Below are 17,823 nucleotides of genomic sequence, written 5' to 3'. Positions count from 1 at the left end.
ATTTTATAGAAGTGAATCTGATTCGAATAAAAAACAAAAATCCGGGCTGCATCACAACCCGGATTTTCTATTTCAGTCAGAAATGATTATTTCGCAATCGTCATTTCGTCAACAATGTGTTTCGCTCCTGAAAGCTTGTCGATGATCCATAACACATAGCGAATGTCTACGTTGATGGTTCTTTGCAAAGCCGGATCGAAGATTACGTCACCAGCCATCGCTTCGATGTTTCCGTCAAACGCAATCCCGATCAGTTCGCCTTTTCCGTTCAATACCGGAGAACCTGAATTCCCGCCTGTAATGTCATTGTCGGTGAGGAAATTAATTGGCATATATCCAGCTTTATCAGCATAACGCCCATAATCTTTGGCTTTGTTCATTTCGATCAATTTCACCGGAAGGTCAAATTCCTCATCGCCTTTTTTGTATTTTTTCACCATGCTTTCCATGGTCGTGTAGTTGTTGATTTTCGCGTCAGCATTTCTTTTATCTGCTGGCAAAGCACGTACTTTTCCGTAAGTCAGGCGCAAAGTCGAATTGGCGTCCGGGTATTTGATCATACCAATTTTAGATTCTCTCAAACCATCTACCAACAATCTGAAACCCGCCCCAAAATCGTTTTGAGCCTGTGCCAGTTCCGGAGATTTCATGCCAATATGTGCAATCAAACCTTTAGACAAAGTCAATAACGGATCATTGTCTAATTTTTCCTGTGTTGGCGCATCTAAAAATGCTTTCACTTTTGCAGGCGAAACCACAATACTATTATCGATGGCATCACTTGCATATTTCGTAAAATCGTTGTTGTTTTCTTTAGCCAATTTTTCAACTATTGGTGCAACAGGATAACCTGTAGATTTGGTTGCGTATAATTTCAATTGTGCCGCCAATAAATCTTTTTCAGCCGGAAGGTACATTTCTTTTTGTCCTTCTTCAACGCTTTTCATGATTTCCGGATACATCTCCTTGCGTTTCGCTTCGTCTGCTTTCACATATGCATCAAGGGATTTCCCAAGTGTCGTGCTTACGACGGCAAAAGCAGTCGTACGGAACATTTGCTGCAAATAATTGTCATGACGTGATTTTTCATTCGTCATGGCGTAATATTTATTGATGTTCGCAACAGCATTTCCGTATTTCGCTTTATTTTCAGGCTTGTTTGCCCAGGTATTAAATTTAGTTTCCTGGTCCGTTTTGGTTTTTACCGTTCCGTGTTTAGTCAAAGCATCGATCATTCCCTGGCGGTTTTTCCAGTAATTGGCAGTCGAAGCATATTTGGAAGCATACGCCAAACGAACCGTCGCGTCTTTATCCATATACTTTTTCATCTGGTCCATTCCTGTTTTTGCACCTTCAACCCATGCAGGATACGCATATTTGATATTTTGCTCGATTCCGTTTGCCGGCATCCAACGGTTGGTTCTTCCAGGATATCCTAAGATCATCGCGAAATCATTTTCTTTCACACCGTTTAAACTTACAGGCAAATAATGCTTTGGCTGCAACGGCACATTATTTTCAGAATATTCAGCCGGATTCCCGTCTTTGTCAGCATATACGCGAAACATTGAGAAATCCCCAGTCTGGCGCGGCCATTCCCAGTTGTCGGTATCGCCACCGAATTTTCCGATGCTTTCCGGCGGAGTTCCCACCAAACGCACATCTTTAAAATCCTGGTATACAAAGTAATAATATTCATTTCCCTGGAAGAAAGGACGTACAGAAACGGTATATTTTCCGCCTTCGTTATTTTCCTTTTCAATCACAGCCATTTCCTGCTGGATCGCTTTTCCTCTTTCTTCTTCGGACATTTTATCGTTCACTTTGGCCAAAATCCTTTTTGAAACATCATCCATACGCACGAAAAAACGCACATAAAGGCTTGAAGGTTTCAGTTCAGATTTTCTGTCCGGCGCCCAATACCCGTTTTTAAGGTAGTTTTTCTCAGCTGTAGAAAGTTCCGCTATCGCGTCGTATCCGCAGTGGTGATTCGTTAAAACCAAACCTTCTTTAGAAACGATTTCTGCTGTACAACCGCCGTTAAACTGCACAATCGCATCTTTCAGACTGTGGTGGTTGATGCTGTAAATTTCCTCAGCCGTCAACTGCAGTCCCATTTTTTGCATGTCTCGGTGGTTCAGCCTTTCAATGAACATCAAAAACCACATTCCTTCGTCGGCTTTTACCGGAAAAGCCATGAGGCACATGGTCAAGAATAAAATAATTTTCTTCATTTTGTTTAAATTAAGTTAGTTAATCGCGTAAATAGTCGGCAGAGGTTGAGGTTTGTTACAAATCGTGCTTTAATTTACGTGCTTTTCAGCGGTGCGAATATAATTCATTTCGACAAAAGGCAAATCCTTTAGCAGTGAAAACTAAAACGTTGTAGTTGATTTTTAACTTATTTTTTGGATTTTGGCGAACGGCCGCGCTGTCCGCTGTATCTTTTTCCCTTAAAGAAACGGAAAAAAGGATGCCGCTGCCATCGCTGTCGCGGAGAAGATTAAAGTCGAAAGTTAAAAAGTTAAAAAGTTGGAAAGTTGAGATTAGTAACAAAAAAAAAACACCTTCAAATGAAGGTGCTTAATATCTACAATTCTTAAATCGTAATTCTTAAATCTCAAATCTACTGGTTCAGCATTTTCCACAAACTGTCTTTCAATTCGGTTAAACCCTGCTGTGCCACAGACGAAATCATCATATACGGAATGTCTTTAAATTCCTTGTCCAATTGAATTTTCATCTCGGATTTTAGTTCCTCATCGAGCATGTCGCATTTGGAGATCACGATCATGCGTTCCTTATCCAGAATTTCGGGGTTGTAACGGCGCAATTCATCGATCAGGATTTCATATTCTTTTTTGATATCGTCGGCATCGGCCGGAATCAAAAATAACAGGATTGAATTTCTTTCAATATGTCTTAAGAAATAATGCCCAAGGCCTTTTCCTTCTGCCGCACCTTCAATAATTCCCGGAATATCGGCAATTACAAACGACTGAAAATCGCGGTAAGCGACAATTCCCAAATTTGGTTTTAGGGTCGTAAACGGATAATCTGCAATTTTTGGTTTGGCCGATGTCAGCACTGAAAGCAAAGTCGATTTTCCTGCATTTGGAAAACCTACCAAACCAACATCTGCAAGGACTTTGAGTTCCAGAACCATGTCTTTTTCTTCAGACGGCAAACCCGGCTGCGAATATCTGGGCGTTTGGTTTGTCGAGCTTCTGAAATGCCAGTTCCCGAGTCCGCCTTTTCCGCCAAGCGCAACGATTCTTTTCTCTTCATGTTCGGTGATTTCAAACAGAATTTCATTGGTGTCTTTATCGCGAACGACTGTTCCGAGCGGCACTTCAATGTATTTATCGTCGCCGTCTGCACCTGAACTTCTGTCGCCGCCGCCATCACCGCCGTGTCCTGCTTTGACGTGTTTGGCAAATTTGAGGTGAAACAAGGTCCATAGACTTTTGTTGCCAACGAGGTACACGTGTCCTCCACGTCCGCCATCGCCGCCATCGGGACCACCTTTTTCAATGAATTTTTCGCGGTGCAAATGTGTCGAGCCTTTTCCTCCTTTTCCGGAAGAAACATATATTTTTACGTAGTCTACAAAATTCCCTTCGGTCATTATATTTTAGATTTCAGATTTCAGATTTCAGATTTATAAGTTGCGTAAAAGCAATTTTTAAAATTAAAATCGCATCTATTTTATATTTGAATTATAATTTTAGCCAGATGCTATTCCGCAAGTCATGCGCTTTCGACATTTGACATTTGACTTTCGACAAAATTACTTTTCCCGCAATGATTTTACCATTACTTTATCGATTTTCACGCCGTCCATGTCAATCACTTCGAGTTCAAAATTTTGCCAGATGAGTTTTTCGCCTTGTTTCGGGATGTGCGACAATTCGGTCATGATCAATCCGCTTACGGTTGTAACTTCATAATCATTAATGAGTTCATCAAGCTCGAAATAAGTTAGAAAATCGTGCAGCGAATAATGTCCGTCAACGAGCCAGGTTCCGTCTTCGCGCGCTACCAACTGAAAATCATCTTTATAAAAATCCGAAGCATCGCCAACGAGTGCTTCCAAAATATCATTTAACGTAATAATTCCCTGAAAAACGCCGTATTCATCCGAAACCAAAGCATAATGCACGCCTGATTTTTTAAAATTTTCGAGTGCTTTATACGCCGTTGTCTGCTCCATAATGTAGGGCGCTTCGGTCATAATTCTTTCGAGATTGAAATTTTCTTCACTAAAATGCGCGAATATATTTTTAAGGTTTACAACACCTAAAATGTCATCATGGTTCTTGCCGTAAACCGGATAAATCGAATGCAACTCTTCAAGCATCAATTCACGGACATGATTTTTGTCTGCGCTGATTGGCAAATAGGCCACTGATTTTCTGTGAGTCATCAACGAATTCACTTTTCGGTCGCCAATGTGAAACACGCGCTCTACAATATCCTGTTCAATTTCCTGTACTTCGCCGCCTTCTGTGCCTTCTTTGATGATCGCCTTAATTTCTTCTTCAGTGACTTTTCCGTCGGCTGAAGGTTTGATCATTAATATTTTGAGTAAGGCTTCGGTCGAAATCGTCAAAAGCCAAATAAATGGCGCGGTAATGATCGAGATCCATTTCATGGGAAGTGCGACCGATTTTGCGATTTTTTCAGGATAGTTCAATCCAATTCGTTTTGGCAGCAATTCTCCGAGAACCAAGGAGAAAAAGGTTAAAACGACGACTACAATTCCGACTGCGATCGAATCGGCATACGGTTTTAACGTAGCAAAACCTTCTACAAAAGTCTTCACATCGGTTGTAATTTTATCGCCCGAAAAGATACCCGTTAAGATTCCGATCAGCGTAATCCCGATTTGCACGGTGGATAAAAATTTATTGGGCGAATTGGCCAGGTCGAGTGCGGCAATTGCGCTTGCGTTGCCTTTTTTGGCAGCATTTTCGAGACGGTTTTTTCGCGCCGAGATCAGAGCGATTTCCGACATCGAGAACACGCCGTTGAGAAGGATCAGAAAAAATATTATCAGTATTTCCATAATTGTGCGGAGCCAAATCGCGAATTTGAGGCGGTTGTTTTAGCCCGGATGGCAGCGGAAAGCCCGGAGGCTGAAAAATTAATTTTTGCCGATAAAAAAAAGCGACCAACGGAAGCTCTTTTTTGTCGTGGAAAAATATTTTTTCGGGCGAGGACTTGCAGCGTACAGCCGGATTGGCTTCTTTACAAATTGTCGATGACTTTGCTGAGCCTTTCGGTAATTTCTTCGATCGAGCCGATGCCGTTTACGGCGTGAAATTTCCCTTGTTTATCGTAAAACTCCGTTAATGGAGCGGTTTTTTCATTGTATTCCTGATAGCGGTTCCGGATTTTTTCTTCATCCTGATCGTCCGGCCTTCCGGAAGTTTTTCCGCGTTCGAGCAATCGTTGTACTAAAATTTCATCGTTTGCTTCGAGTGCGATCGTTGCCGTAATTTTCCAGTTTTTTGTCTCCAGAAAAGTGTCTAAAGCTTCGGCCTGCGCAATTGTTCTTGGAAATCCGTCAAATAAAAATCCGTCTTTATCGAGATTTTTGTCCACTTCGTCCTCAAGCATTTTAATCGTGACTGCATCGGGAACCAAATCGCCTTTGTCCATAAAGCTTTTGGCAAGTTTACCCAAATCGGTGTCGTTTTTTATGTTGAACCTAAAAATATCACCGGTTGATAAATGTACTAAATTGTATTTTGTTTTTAAAAATTCGGCCTGCGTTCCTTTTCCTGCGCCGGGCTTTCCGAATAATACGATGTTGATCATTTTAGAATTATAGTTGAGTTGTTGCTTTGTTTTGAATCTTAAATTATTCGGCCAATTGATAGACTTCCGGGAGGTTTCTTCCGTGTCCGTCATAATCGAGCCCGAAGCCTACGATGAATTTGTTTGGGATCCTGATTCCTACGTAATCGAGCTTGATGTCTTTTTTATAAGCGTCAGGCTTTAAGAACAGCGTTGCGATCTTGAAATGCTTTACGTTTTGTTTTTTGAACATGGCTTTGAGTTCTTCGAGCGTGTTTCCGGTATCCACAATGTCTTCAATAACGATCACGGTTCTATCAGTCAAATCCTGGTTTAAACCGATGAGTTGCTTGACTTCATGCGTGGTTTCCATGCCTTCATAAGATGCCATTTTGATGAAACTGACTTCGCACGGCTTGGTGTAATGTTTCATGAAATCGGAAATGACCATGAAAGCACCGTTTAAAACGCCTACGAAAACGGGAATATCATCGGCAAAATCTGCTTCTACCTGACGCGCCATTTCGGCAATTGCAAAGTCGATTTCCTGCGCGGAAATAAACGGGACAAACTGTTTATCGTGTAATTGTATCACTGGTTTCAGTTTTAAAATAATTTGCAAATATACTGAATTAGAATGGAGTACTTTAACAGAAATTGCAGTTTGGGCGCACTTTTTTCAGACTGTTAAATAACCTATAATATTCGGATGTAATTTTTCCGAAAAAATATTTAATGCCTAAATTGTTAGGGATAATTACTTTTTAACAACAACACTATGAAAACCACGACACTATCTTTTACGCTTTTTACGGCAATAATTATGGCTTCCTGCAACGGCCAGGTCAAGAAGGAAGACAAAGAAGCTTTGGCAAAACAGCCCGGAACTACAGTCAAAACGGCGATTGGCGACCTTACATTACCACCGCCATTCGCGACAAAATCCAAAACCAATCGAAACAGCATGGTCGACTGGCCGGAAGGTGCGACTCCAAAAGCTCCGGAAGGATTTACCGTTACAAAATTTGCAGATGGCCTCGACAATCCGCGATGGACATACATCGCGCCAAACGGTGATATTTTCGTCTGCGAAAGCGGTACGATGACAAGCAAAAACCAGATCACGGTTTTTCGTGATAAAGACAAAGACGGCACTTTTGAAACCCGCGAAACCTATTTAAAAGGACTCAACAAACCATTTGGGATGCTCGTTGCCGACAACCATTTTTATGTAGCAAATACGGATGGTTTGTACCGATATCCATACAAAGAAGCTGAATTGAAAATGAGTGCGAAAGCCGTGAAAGTACTCGAACTTCCCGCTGGCGGCTACAACAACCATTGGACGCGGAACTTAATTTCGAATGCCGATGGCTCGAAAATTTATATTTCTGTCGGTTCCGGAAGCAATGTGGGTGAAAACGGCATGGATAAAGAAGTACGCCGCGCGAATATTTTAGAGATCAATCCAGATGGAACAGGTGAAAGAATTTTTGCAAGCGGATTACGCAATCCAGTCGGGATGGACTGGAATCCCGGAAACGGCGAATTGTGGACTGCAGTAAATGAACGCGACGAACTTGGCGACGATCTCGTTCCCGATTACATCACAAGCGTCAAACAAGGCGGATTTTATGGTTGGCCCTACTCCTATTACGGCAATATTTTAGATCCGAGAATGAAAGGGCAAGGCAAAGATTTAGCAGCAAAAGCAATTGTTCCTGACGTTCCGGTTGGCGCGCACACGGCTTCTCTCGGATTGGCATTTTATGACAAAGAAGCTTTTCCTGCGAAATACAGAAATGGTGCATTCATTGGGCAACACGGCTCGTGGAACCGTTCGAAAATCTCAGGATATAAAGTTGTTTTTGTCCCATTTAAAAATGACGTTCCATCGGGAAAACCTGAAGATTTTTTAACCGGATTTATCGCGAATGAAGAAAAAGCCGAAGTTTATGGGCGTCCGGTTGCAGTTACTGTGATGAACGACGGTTCGCTTTTGGTGAACGACGACAGCGGAAATACGATCTGGAAAGTAACCGCAAACAAATAATTTGATGCTTTTTAAAAAGATTTTAGTACTGGGAATGCTTTTGTGTTTCCAGTGTTTTTTTGGACAAAAAGTACGCGATTCCATTCCGGATAAACTCGAAGAAGTCGTTATCAGTTCGCTGCACCTCAACGACAGTTTACTGAACGCACCGGCTGCGATTGGGATTTTGTCGCCAAAAGATTTGCAAAGAAATAATTTAACCGACATTTCAGCTGCAGTGAATTTAATTCCGGGCGTTTTGATGCAATCGGCAAATATTACGACCAGCCGGATTTCAATCCGCGGAATCGGCGCCAGAACGCCTTATGGAACCAATAAAATACGCGCCTTTTACGGCAGCATTCCGCTAACTTCCGGCGACAGCGAAACGACGATTGAAGACATTGACGTTGAAAATATCGATCAGGTCGAAATTATCAAAGGCCCGCTTTCGAGCCTTTATGGTTCGGGTTTGGGCGGCGCGATTTTAATCAGCCCGAAATTATCGGGAACCGCAGGAAACAATCTGAAATTAAGCACGGTTTACGGTTCATTTGGATTGATGAAAAACACCGTCAGTTACAGTTTAAACGAAAAAACGGCAAGCCTGAATTTAAGTTACCACAAACTCGCATCCGACGGCTGGCGAAACAACAGTGCTTATTACCGCGAAGGGCTGACTTTAGCGGGAGAATTGTTACGAAAAAAAGAAAGCAAGCTCACTTATTTTGGAAATTACACGTATTTGAAAGCCTATTTGCCAAGTTCGATCGACAGGAAAACATTCGATGAAAATCCGCGTGCAGCAGCGGCAACCTGGGCAGCTTCGCAAGGCTACAAACAGTACAATTCTTTCCTTGGCGGATTGTCATACGACTGGAAAATCTCCCAAAAAATCAAAAACTCAACCGCAGTTTTCGTCAATTACAAACAAAATAATGAACCGCGCCCATTTGATATTTTAAAGCAATATACTTTTGCTTATGGTGTACGGACGCAGTTTTCGGGCGATTTTGACATTGCGAATATTAAAACAAAATTCAATGCCGGATTCGAATATTTTAAAGATGATTATTCGGGTCGAACGCTTCAAAATTTATACAAACAAAACAACGGACTTGGAAGTTTGGAAGGTTTTCAACTGACAGGAACGCAGCAAAATCGAAGTTTTTTGAATGCTTTTGCGCAACTTCGGATGCAGCTTTCAAAGAAATTTGAAGTCCAGGCCGGAATGAACATCAACAAAACCGAATTTACTTTAGACAATAATTTTCCTGAAATTTCATCTGAGAAATACAGTTATGATGCGATCTGGTCGCCGCAAATTTCATTGCTTTTCAAGCCGACGAATTTCCAGACAATTTATCTTTCAGCAAGCAAAGGGTTTTCATTGCCGAGCGTCGAGGAAACTTTGACCGCCTCGGGAAACATCAATTCAGACATCAAACCAGAAAGCGGCTACAATTATGAACTCGGTGGGAAATTTTATTTTTTCGACAGGAAGTTGTTTGCTGAAATAGCGATGTATCGAATGGAAATCAACAATTTACTAGTTGCCCAACGCGTCAGCGACGATCAATATGTGGGCATTAATGCAGGTGAAACCTTGCATCAGGGAATCGAAATTTCACTAAATTACAATTGGCAGATCAATAAAATATTTGTATTGAATCCGTATGTTGCGGCTTCTATTGGCGAATACAAATTTGAAAGATTCAACAACCTCGGAAACGATTTTTCAGGACATAAATTAACCGGCGTTCCTGCAAATACAGCAAATGCCGGACTGACATTGAACAGCAGTTTTGGCTGGTATTTGTCGGGCGATTTCAGGTTTGTTGATAAAATTCCGTTAAACGATTCCAATGCCGATTTTACGGATGCCTATCAAATTCTGGATTTGAAAACAGGCTACCGATTCGAAATCTTTCAAAATCTTAATGCCAATCTAGCTGCCGGAATCAACAATGTTACCGATAAACAATACGCTTCATTAATTCTGCCAAACGCTACAGGAGTTGGAACTGCCGCACCGCGATTTTATTATCCGGGTTTGCCTGTGAATTATTACGGCAGTTTTTCAGTCGCTTATCATTTTTAATGAATGTCTGATAGAAATCGCTATATTTGGTTGTGATGCAAATGACGAAATCCCATAGATCAAACCATGAATAACATAGAAAATTCCCTTACTTTTTTAGACCAGTTAAGAGCCAATACGGCCGATTCACATAAAAATTTAGAAAGCCTGCCAGTTTCGGCTTCGATCACTTCGACAAAAGTTACCGCTGAAGCGTATGCACATTACCTGAAGCTGATGCATGATGTCATCGAAGATACAGAAAACAACATTTTTCCATTGCTCCAGAATATTTTTCCCGATCTTGAAGAAAGAAAAAAATTGCCGTTGATTGATGCCGATCTGGCTTTTTTGAATGCTTCCAAAACCGATTCAAATTTACCATTTACCCAAAATTCAGAAAATTTTTCCGTTCCGTTTGCTGTTGGGATCTTATATGTTGTTGAAGGTTCGTCACTCGGCGGCAGATTTATCTTAAAAAACCTCCAATCGGTCTTGGGTTATGAAGAAAACGGTGTTTCGTATTTTAACGGTTACGGCAATAAAACCGGAAGTTCGTGGAAAAATTTCCTGAATATTTTAACCGAATACGAAGAAAAAAACGGCAACAGTGATGAAATTATCGCTGGGGCGGATTTTGCCTTTCAGGCCATTCACCAGCATTTTTCCAAATAAAATATGAAGTACAAGGATATTGTCAACCGCAACCTTGTCAACCTGACGAATTGCGAGAATGAACCGATTCATATTCCGGGTAGCATCCAGCCGCACGGTTTTTTGATTGGCATTGACGAGGAAAGCAGGAAAATTACTTTTTGCAGCGGGAACAGTGCCGGATATTGCGGATTATCTTATGATTTTTTGCTGGGAAAAACTTTTGGCGAAGCATTTGGTGATGAAAACCGGACAATTGTAACAGATTATGTACAAAATTTCGGACTTGACTCATCAGTACCGCAAAAACTTTTCATCAACAATAAAAATTTTCTTTGCAGCATTCATAAAAGCGGTCCGACTTTTATTATTGAAGCAGAACCCGAAAATCCCGAAACCAATTTACAGGAAAACCTTTACAAGCAATCGGTGAAGTTTGTTTCGTATATGAATACGACTTCGACCCTCAAGGAATTGTGTGAGCTTGTCGCCAAAGGAACGCGTGAAATTACCGGTTACGATCGTGTGATGATTTACCGTTTTGACAAAGAATACAATGGCGAAGTATTTGCAGAAAGCTGCCGCGAAGACATTGAACCTTTCCTGGGATTGCATTATCCGCACAGCGACATTCCACCGCAGGCGCGCGAATTGTATATGCGAAACCTGTTGCGTTTAATCACCGATATTAATTATACGCCGGTTCCGATTTACACGATTGCCGATGCATCGGATAAAGACCTTGACCTCAGCATTTCGGTTTTGAGAAGCACTTCACCTATTCATGTGGAATATCTGCAAAATATGGGTGTTGGTGCCACATTGACCATTTCGCTGATCCATCGCGGAAGGTTGTGGGGATTGATTGCGTGCCATCATTATTCCCAGAAAAACCTTTCTCCGGAAATCCGGTTGGCAGCGCAATTGCAAGGCCAGTTTATCACTTCGCAAATTGATGTGCGCCAGTCGAATGAGGAATACGAAGTGGCGCGAAAGACTAATATTTCACTCGAAAAACTAACGGCGTTCAATTTGCCTCCGGTTATAGAATCTTTTAAAATTATAAGCATCAGCCCAGAATTGCTGCGGGTTTGCAATGCAGCTGGCGTATCCTTGCTAATCAATGGAAATGTGTATAAAAACGGGCTTGCACCATCAGATGATGACATTCGCTATTTGGCAAATTGGTGTTCTGAATACAGCAACGACAGCACTTTTTTCACAGATAAACTTGTCAATTTTATTTCCGATAAAAAGTCATTATGTGAGCAAATTTCGGGCATTAATTACCATTCGCTGGGCAACGGAAACGCCATCATTTGGTACCGTCCCGAAACACTGACAGAAGTCAATTGGGGCGGCGATCCTGAAAAAGCGATTATTCGCGACAGCCGCGGCCTGCATCCCCGGAATTCATTTAATCTGTGGAAACAGGTCGTGAAATTCCGAAGCAACGATTGGCAGCAGCCAGAACTCAATGCCGCTGCAAATTACGCCCATGCGCTGCAAAAGCAAATTGGCTTGTACCTCATCAGCCTTGAAGAAGAACGATACCGAAAACTAAGCGAGCAACTCAAGGAATCGAATGCCGAACTCGAAAATATCAACTGGATCAGCACGCATGATTTACAGGAACCGCTTCGGAAAATCCAGTTTTTTGCATCGATGCTGCTTACGAGCGAAACCGAAATCCTTCCTGAAAAAGCTTTTGAATCGGTGAAGCGAATGAGCAGTTCGGCCAACAGGATGCAGACTTTACTGATAGACATCTTAAAATATACCCGGATCAAATACAACGCCGAATCATTTGAAGACATTGACCTAAACCAGATTTTGGACGAAGTGTTAACTGACATGAAAGACACTATCGGCGAAAGCAAAGCCTTTGTAAAAAGCGAAAAACTTCCTGTTGTGAACGGCGTTTCTTTTTTATTAAAGCAGCTTTTTATGAACCTGATCCAGAATTCACTTAAATATGCTGATGAAAACCGCGCTCCGGTAATTCAGATTTTATTGGCATCAGAGCGCAAAAAAAACATTCACGCACAGAACCAGTTTTGCCATGAAATCACTTTTTCGGATAATGGTATCGGGTTTTCGGAACAGTATTCAGAATCGATCTTTAATATTTTTACACGCTTGCACGGACATGCCGAATACAAAGGCTCGGGCGTTGGACTGGCGCTTTGCAAGAAAATCATGCAAAACCACGGCGGAACTATAATTGCTGAAGGAAGGCCAGATGAAGGTGCGGTATTTACACTCTTTTTCCCTTGCAAAGATGAGGAACCTGCAACTGTATAATCAAATTGCGGTGAGTTCAGCGCACCGAAAAAGCCGTGAATTCAATTCGGATTACATTTTAAAGCATCCGGAAGATTTCGAGGATTTGCTCGCTATTGCATTCGGCCTGGAAGATAAAAACCATCACAAAGCCTGCTGGATTTTAGAGTTGGTTTTGGAATCGAAACTGGAATGGATTGATGATTATCTGGATGTGTTTTGCAAAATTTTACCATTGTACAAACAAGACGGCGCCGTCAGAAGCATTTCTAAGATCTGCCTGTTCCTGTCGCAAAAGCATATTGGCGAATTAAAAAACGACCGTGTTTACCTGCGTTCCAAACACATCCGCGTGATTACCGAAACCTGTTTTGACTGGATGATCGGCCAAACAAAAGTGGCATCAAAAGTATATGCGATGCGTGCATTGTTTGAATTTGGAAAAATCAAAAAAACCGTATATCCCGAGCTTAAAAACATTATTGAGAAGGACTTTTCTTTGCATACTGCTGCTTACAAAATAGCCACGAAAGACATTTTAAAAAGAATGAAATAGCTTTATTTTGTGGTTTTTAAAAATTTTACGACATTCGCCTAAAAATAAATTGCTATGAAAAAATTAAAAAAATTATTTATTTTACTGATCATCCCAATCATGGTTATTTCATGCGGTAGTGATGATGACGCTATAAAAGAAATCATTCCCGGCCCGCCAACAGGTACAGATGTGCGTTATAAATTTACGGTTTCGTCAGCCGATGTCGTGACAAGTTTTAAATATAAAAGTGTTGATGGCACAATGGAATCTGGTTTTTTCAACGACGTTTCACCGCTTTCATTTTCGAAAACCATTATTGTTCAAAAACCGTTTCTAACAAAAATGGATTTGAATTTTCAGAATAAAACCGGCGTTGACCATAACTATTCGGTAGAAATTTATGTTGATGGCGTGTTGTCTGATACGCAGGTTGGAACCGTGCCGGCTCCGCCAGTTGTTCCCGTAAATCCAGAGGTTCCTTATCCTCCGTTTTCAGTCACGAAAACATATTTGGTAAATTAAATAAAAAAAAGGATAGCATAAAGCTATCCTTTTTTTGTGCCCTAGACTGGACTCGAACCAGCACTCCAGTAAGCACTTCTCAGTTAGTTTTCACCAATTCAGTAAACGCTTCTAAGACAACTTAATCCCCATAATATAAGAACCCTAATGGATTTTTGCAATAAAAGGTTTGGTGATCTAAAAGGAATCAAATAGAATTATAACGCAATTTGGTTGGGCAATTGTTGGTCAGTTATATCAAATCAGATATATTTGCATTGTACCAATCATAATTTTACATGGCATCGATACAATTCCGTATACGCAGTAAGGCAAATAAGCACGTTGCAATTAAAGTCCGACTATCTATTAGTCGTTCGGGTGTGTTCGAATTAAATAGCGGCTTCAACACACATCCTGACAATTGGGGTAAAAATAATTTTCCGAAACAAAATAGTGAAGATGGTAAAAAGCTTTTCTCCAATCTAAAAAAACTGGAGACATTCATTCACGCAAAACTTAATGAAGATCAAGGCAGCGAAACCGTAATTAATTCTTACTGGTTAGAAAAGTGTGTGAATGATTGTTTTAATCGAGTATCCGCGTCCGATAGTAATATCTTTTCTAACTATGTTCAGCATATAATCGACAATGCCAGTACACGTAAAGTTAAAAGAGCAGGAAAGATAAAAATCGGTTTGAGCAAAAACACGATTAAAAACTACCGTATGTTCAAGAACGTATTTACCCGATATGAAGTTTCAATCAAGAGACAAATATCCTTTATGGAAATCAACAACCCGTTCATAGAACGATTTACGACATGGCTTTTGAATAACGAAAATTACGGTGTCAGCTATGCAGGAAAGCACTTAGATATGATAAAAACCGTTTGCTTAGATGCTGATCGCAATGAAATTCGGGTTCATCCACATTCGAAGGTTATTCAGTCATTTAGAAAAACTGACGATGATCGATACATTCAAACCTTATCATTTGAAGAACTCGACAAAGTGCGCGAGGCAATAATTGAAACTGAAGAACTAAAAAATGTTAGGAATTGGATGCTTTTAGGATGCGAAATTGCGCAGCGAAGCGGTGACTTACTCGAATTGAAACCTGAAGATTTTCGATATAAAAACGGCCTACTTTATCTCGACGTTGATCAAGAAAAAGTTGGAAAGGATGTAACCGTTCCAATCATAAAGCCACATATCATTAAAATAATTGAAAATGACTTTCCAAAACAGATTAATTATGACCGATTCAACGACCTAATAAAGGTAGTTTGCCAAGTTGCAGGCCTAACACAAATTGTTGAAGGCGAAAAACGAAATCCGCTTACAAATCGAGTTGAATTTGGCAGGTATCCAAAATGGGAACTTATATCAACTCATTGTCTTCGTCGCTCTTTTGCAACCAACTATTATATGAGGATTCCAACCCCATTATTGATGACTATAACTGGTCATAGCAAGGAAAGCACTTTTTTAGTCTATATAAACAAACGACAGGACAAAGACGCAAATGCCGATTTATTTAGAAAATTAGTACAAGATTGGGAAAGAGAAAAGATAACAAAACTTCAAGTAATTAGAAGCAGTTAAAATGACTAAAATAAAACAAGATAAGAATAGCATCGAAAAGACACATGGATTGAAACCGCTTTCGATTGGCATCTATAATGACTATGTGGACGTGTATGTTCGCAAAAAGATTTTCGCATCAGAGTCAGAATTGGTGGAATCGGAATTGGAACGGATCAAACGGGCAATGAACGAGGAACTAACGATGGATGCGGAATTTACCCCCGAAACCGCGCAAATCTTTGAAGATTATTATAATTACCGCCGCCACTTACGCGAGCGAGGCAAATATTTGGAAACCGAACGAAAAACAAATTTGATCTATGAACGACTATTTGATGCCGATGGCTTAGAAAAAGAAGATCTTAACAGCACACGTTCACTTAACGCTGTACAAAAGGTTATTCTTGCCCAAGAACTGGGACTCTTGTCATTTTTACGTGAAAACGTCGCTTTCTCAACGTCGGTGAATAATCTTGCACATTTCATTGCTTTGTTAACCGGAGAAAAAAGAAGCACTGTGCAACCATACTTGAACGCGCTTCTCAATGACACTTCAGCAGAAAACAAGAATCCATATAATTCCAAAACCTCAGTTGAAAAGGTAAAGGCAATGCTGATATCAAAGGGCATACTATCAAAATAGCCGTACATCCATCTTTTTAGGGAATGCCCTAATTTAAACCTAAAAGTTCTTTGTCTCATAAAATTAAATATTTATGAGCGTAGTACAATTTATTCAGGTAACGCCTGATCAACTTCAAAGCCTAATTGCAGGCGAAATCAAAAGAGTTTTAAACGAATTCTTAAAGAACTTCACTCCGCAGCAACATAACGAGTACTTAACTCGTAAACAGGTTGCTGATCTTTTTGACATCGATTTATCTACGTTAAACAATTGGTCAAAGTCGGGAAAACTTTCGCCTTGTTACAAAGGCAATAGGGTATATTTTCTGAGGTCGGAGATTGATCAAAGTATGGTTCGCTTACGCGATTAGCATGGCAGCATTAGACTACGTAAAACTCGCCCTAATGAACATTGACATCGAGCGCCTTCTCAAAAACAAGGCGCTGGATTTTAAATGTGAGATTTCGACATCAACTGCGGAAATTTTCGAAGAAGTCATTACCGCAGACTATAGAACTTGTGAGATTAAAATTATAACAAAACATGAATTCGGGAAATGCGGAAAATCAAAAAAGAAAATTCAGCATGTGGAATTTTCGGGAAGCGTACACAAACTTTGGAATCACATACATGAAGTAAAAGCACCTAACCACGACCCTAAAAAAAGAGACAAAGGTTTCAATGGCAACCTATTTACGTATTGTTCTATAGCCGAAACGCGTCAGCATTTAATGACCTTATTCGGATGTACTGCGTCCCAAATGATTTTTCAGAATGTGGAATTTGGAGTTAATGTTGAACCAGCTTTCAATCCTCGCTATTTTATTGACGGATTGCTTTTTCACCAAAACATTGGGTTCCAATACGATTACGAAGGTAATTACGCACAGGTAAGACATCAGAGATATCTAATAAAAATATATTTCAAATCTTGGCAGTATGGTATGACGACTGATACGTTGCGCATAGAAGTAAAATATACAAGGATGCAAGACTTAAAATCTATCGGTGTGAGAACTTTTGAAGATATAGTTCCAGATACGCTCGAAAAAGCGGCAAAAATGCTTTTGATCAAATTTGAAGAAATTGTCGCGTATGATTATAGCATTAGAAATCATGAATTATCCAAAAAAGACAGAAGTTTATTGACACAATTTGCCAATCCTCGATATTGGTTACGTGATATATCAGCCAAATATCGCGACCGACCTAAGAAAAAACTTAAAAAAATTATTGAACAGCACTCAGACAACTTGCAAAAACAAATTTTGAAAGAAATCGAGGAAAAATGTGTAACGATTAACCGACACTGTGATGAGTGCAAATGCGTAACCATTAACAGTTCTATTTTAGGCGTATCGATTCAACCAAGAGGAGTTTTCGACATCGCTCAGTCCAGATCAACAACTGTTTGCTCCGTAACCGGACTGGACATTTCGATGCAAAGAGCAGACAGCATTCTTTTGAGCCATACAGGATTAAAGTTTTATAGAGAAAAAGAACCAGGAGTTTTCAGTGCTCTTTTGGAAAAGTATTTATCGCCTTTGTGGAGATACGCTTCGCCGAAAAAGCAAATTAAGGAACTCGCTCACAACATCCGAAATGTGCGAAGCAATCAGCAAATTAGGCAACGACAACTTTATCCAGATTACCAGCCGACAATTTTTAGACTCAGTGCAATTGCAAACGCGGGTCAATATTAAATGAATTTGTATTAGC

At 40.4% G+C, this 17,823-nt stretch carries 15 protein-coding genes; 10 read left to right on the top strand and 5 right to left on the bottom strand.

Going from position 1 to position 17,823, the window contains the following annotated elements:
• Nucleotides 1–86 precede the first annotated feature (86 nt).
• The 5 genes from BLS32_RS05320 to hpt form a co-directional block, all read right to left on the bottom strand.
• The gene (locus BLS32_RS05320) at nt 87–2,234 is read right to left on the bottom strand and encodes a S46 family peptidase (protein ID WP_091392673.1); all 2,148 of its coding nucleotides are present in this window, start codon (nt 2,232–2,234) and stop codon (nt 87–89) included.
• A gap of 392 nt (nt 2,235–2,626) precedes the next feature.
• The gene (gene obgE / locus BLS32_RS05310; protein WP_091392670.1) at nt 2,627–3,628 is read right to left on the bottom strand and encodes a GTPase ObgE; all 1,002 of its coding nucleotides are present in this window, start codon (nt 3,626–3,628) and stop codon (nt 2,627–2,629) included.
• A gap of 162 nt (nt 3,629–3,790) precedes the next feature.
• Entirely contained in the window at nt 3,791–5,068 is a 1,278-nt protein-coding gene (locus BLS32_RS05305) for a hemolysin family protein (RefSeq protein ID WP_091392668.1), read from the bottom strand.
• A 182-nt stretch (nt 5,069–5,250) separates the two neighbouring features.
• On the bottom strand, nt 5,251–5,823 hold the full coding sequence (locus BLS32_RS05300) for an adenylate kinase (protein WP_091392665.1): 573 nt from the start codon (nt 5,821–5,823) through the stop codon (nt 5,251–5,253).
• 43 nt (nt 5,824–5,866) lie between these two features.
• On the bottom strand, nt 5,867–6,397 hold the full coding sequence (hpt, locus tag BLS32_RS05295) for a hypoxanthine phosphoribosyltransferase (protein WP_091392663.1): 531 nt from the start codon (nt 6,395–6,397) through the stop codon (nt 5,867–5,869).
• A gap of 183 nt (nt 6,398–6,580) precedes the next feature.
• Between hpt and BLS32_RS05290 the strand changes: the two genes are divergently transcribed.
• The 10 genes from BLS32_RS05290 (at nt 6,581) to BLS32_RS05245 (ending at nt 17,807) form a co-directional block, all read left to right on the top strand.
• On the top strand, nt 6,581–7,855 hold the full coding sequence (locus tag BLS32_RS05290) for a PQQ-dependent sugar dehydrogenase (RefSeq protein ID WP_091392661.1): 1,275 nt from the start codon (nt 6,581–6,583) through the stop codon (nt 7,853–7,855).
• 4 nt (nt 7,856–7,859) lie between these two features.
• Nucleotides 7,860–9,935 (top strand): TonB-dependent receptor, encoded by a 2,076-nt coding sequence (locus BLS32_RS05285; RefSeq protein WP_091392660.1) that lies wholly within the window; start codon nt 7,860–7,862, stop codon nt 9,933–9,935.
• Nucleotides 9,936–10,001: 66 nt separating this feature from the next.
• Nucleotides 10,002–10,589, top strand: a complete 588-nt coding sequence (locus tag BLS32_RS05280; RefSeq protein WP_091392658.1) for a biliverdin-producing heme oxygenase — start codon at nt 10,002–10,004, stop codon at nt 10,587–10,589.
• A gap of 3 nt (nt 10,590–10,592) precedes the next feature.
• Nucleotides 10,593–12,872: an ATP-binding protein gene (locus BLS32_RS05275; protein ID WP_091392657.1), complete on the top strand. Its 2,280-nt coding sequence runs from the start codon at nt 10,593–10,595 to the stop codon at nt 12,870–12,872.
• 10 nt (nt 12,873–12,882) lie between these two features.
• Nucleotides 12,883–13,407 carry a hypothetical protein gene (locus BLS32_RS05270; protein WP_245699347.1) on the top strand — a complete coding sequence of 175 codons (525 nt, stop codon included), beginning with the start codon at nt 12,883–12,885 and terminating at the stop codon, nt 13,405–13,407.
• A gap of 54 nt (nt 13,408–13,461) precedes the next feature.
• Nucleotides 13,462–13,911, top strand: coding sequence for a hypothetical protein (locus BLS32_RS05265; protein ID WP_091392653.1), 450 nt, complete (start codon nt 13,462–13,464; stop codon nt 13,909–13,911).
• Between the two features lie 278 nt (nt 13,912–14,189).
• On the top strand, nt 14,190–15,497 hold the full coding sequence (locus BLS32_RS05260) for a tyrosine-type recombinase/integrase (protein WP_091392651.1): 1,308 nt from the start codon (nt 14,190–14,192) through the stop codon (nt 15,495–15,497).
• A 1-nt stretch (nt 15,498) separates the two neighbouring features.
• On the top strand, nt 15,499–16,122 hold the full coding sequence (locus tag BLS32_RS05255) for a hypothetical protein (protein WP_091392650.1): 624 nt from the start codon (nt 15,499–15,501) through the stop codon (nt 16,120–16,122).
• 73 nt (nt 16,123–16,195) lie between these two features.
• Nucleotides 16,196–16,474 carry a helix-turn-helix domain-containing protein gene (locus BLS32_RS05250; protein ID WP_091392648.1) on the top strand — a complete coding sequence of 93 codons (279 nt, stop codon included), beginning with the start codon at nt 16,196–16,198 and terminating at the stop codon, nt 16,472–16,474.
• Nucleotides 16,475–16,508: 34 nt separating this feature from the next.
• Complete coding sequence (locus tag BLS32_RS05245) at nt 16,509–17,807, top strand: hypothetical protein (protein ID WP_139171696.1); 1,299 nt, start codon at nt 16,509–16,511, stop codon at nt 17,805–17,807.
• The last annotated feature ends 16 nt before the right edge of the window (nt 17,808–17,823 follow it).

Source organism: Flavobacterium noncentrifugens (genome assembly GCF_900100375.1).
Taxonomy (GTDB): domain Bacteria; phylum Bacteroidota; class Bacteroidia; order Flavobacteriales; family Flavobacteriaceae; genus Flavobacterium; species Flavobacterium noncentrifugens.
This window is presented reverse-complemented; position numbering and strand designations above follow the sequence as displayed.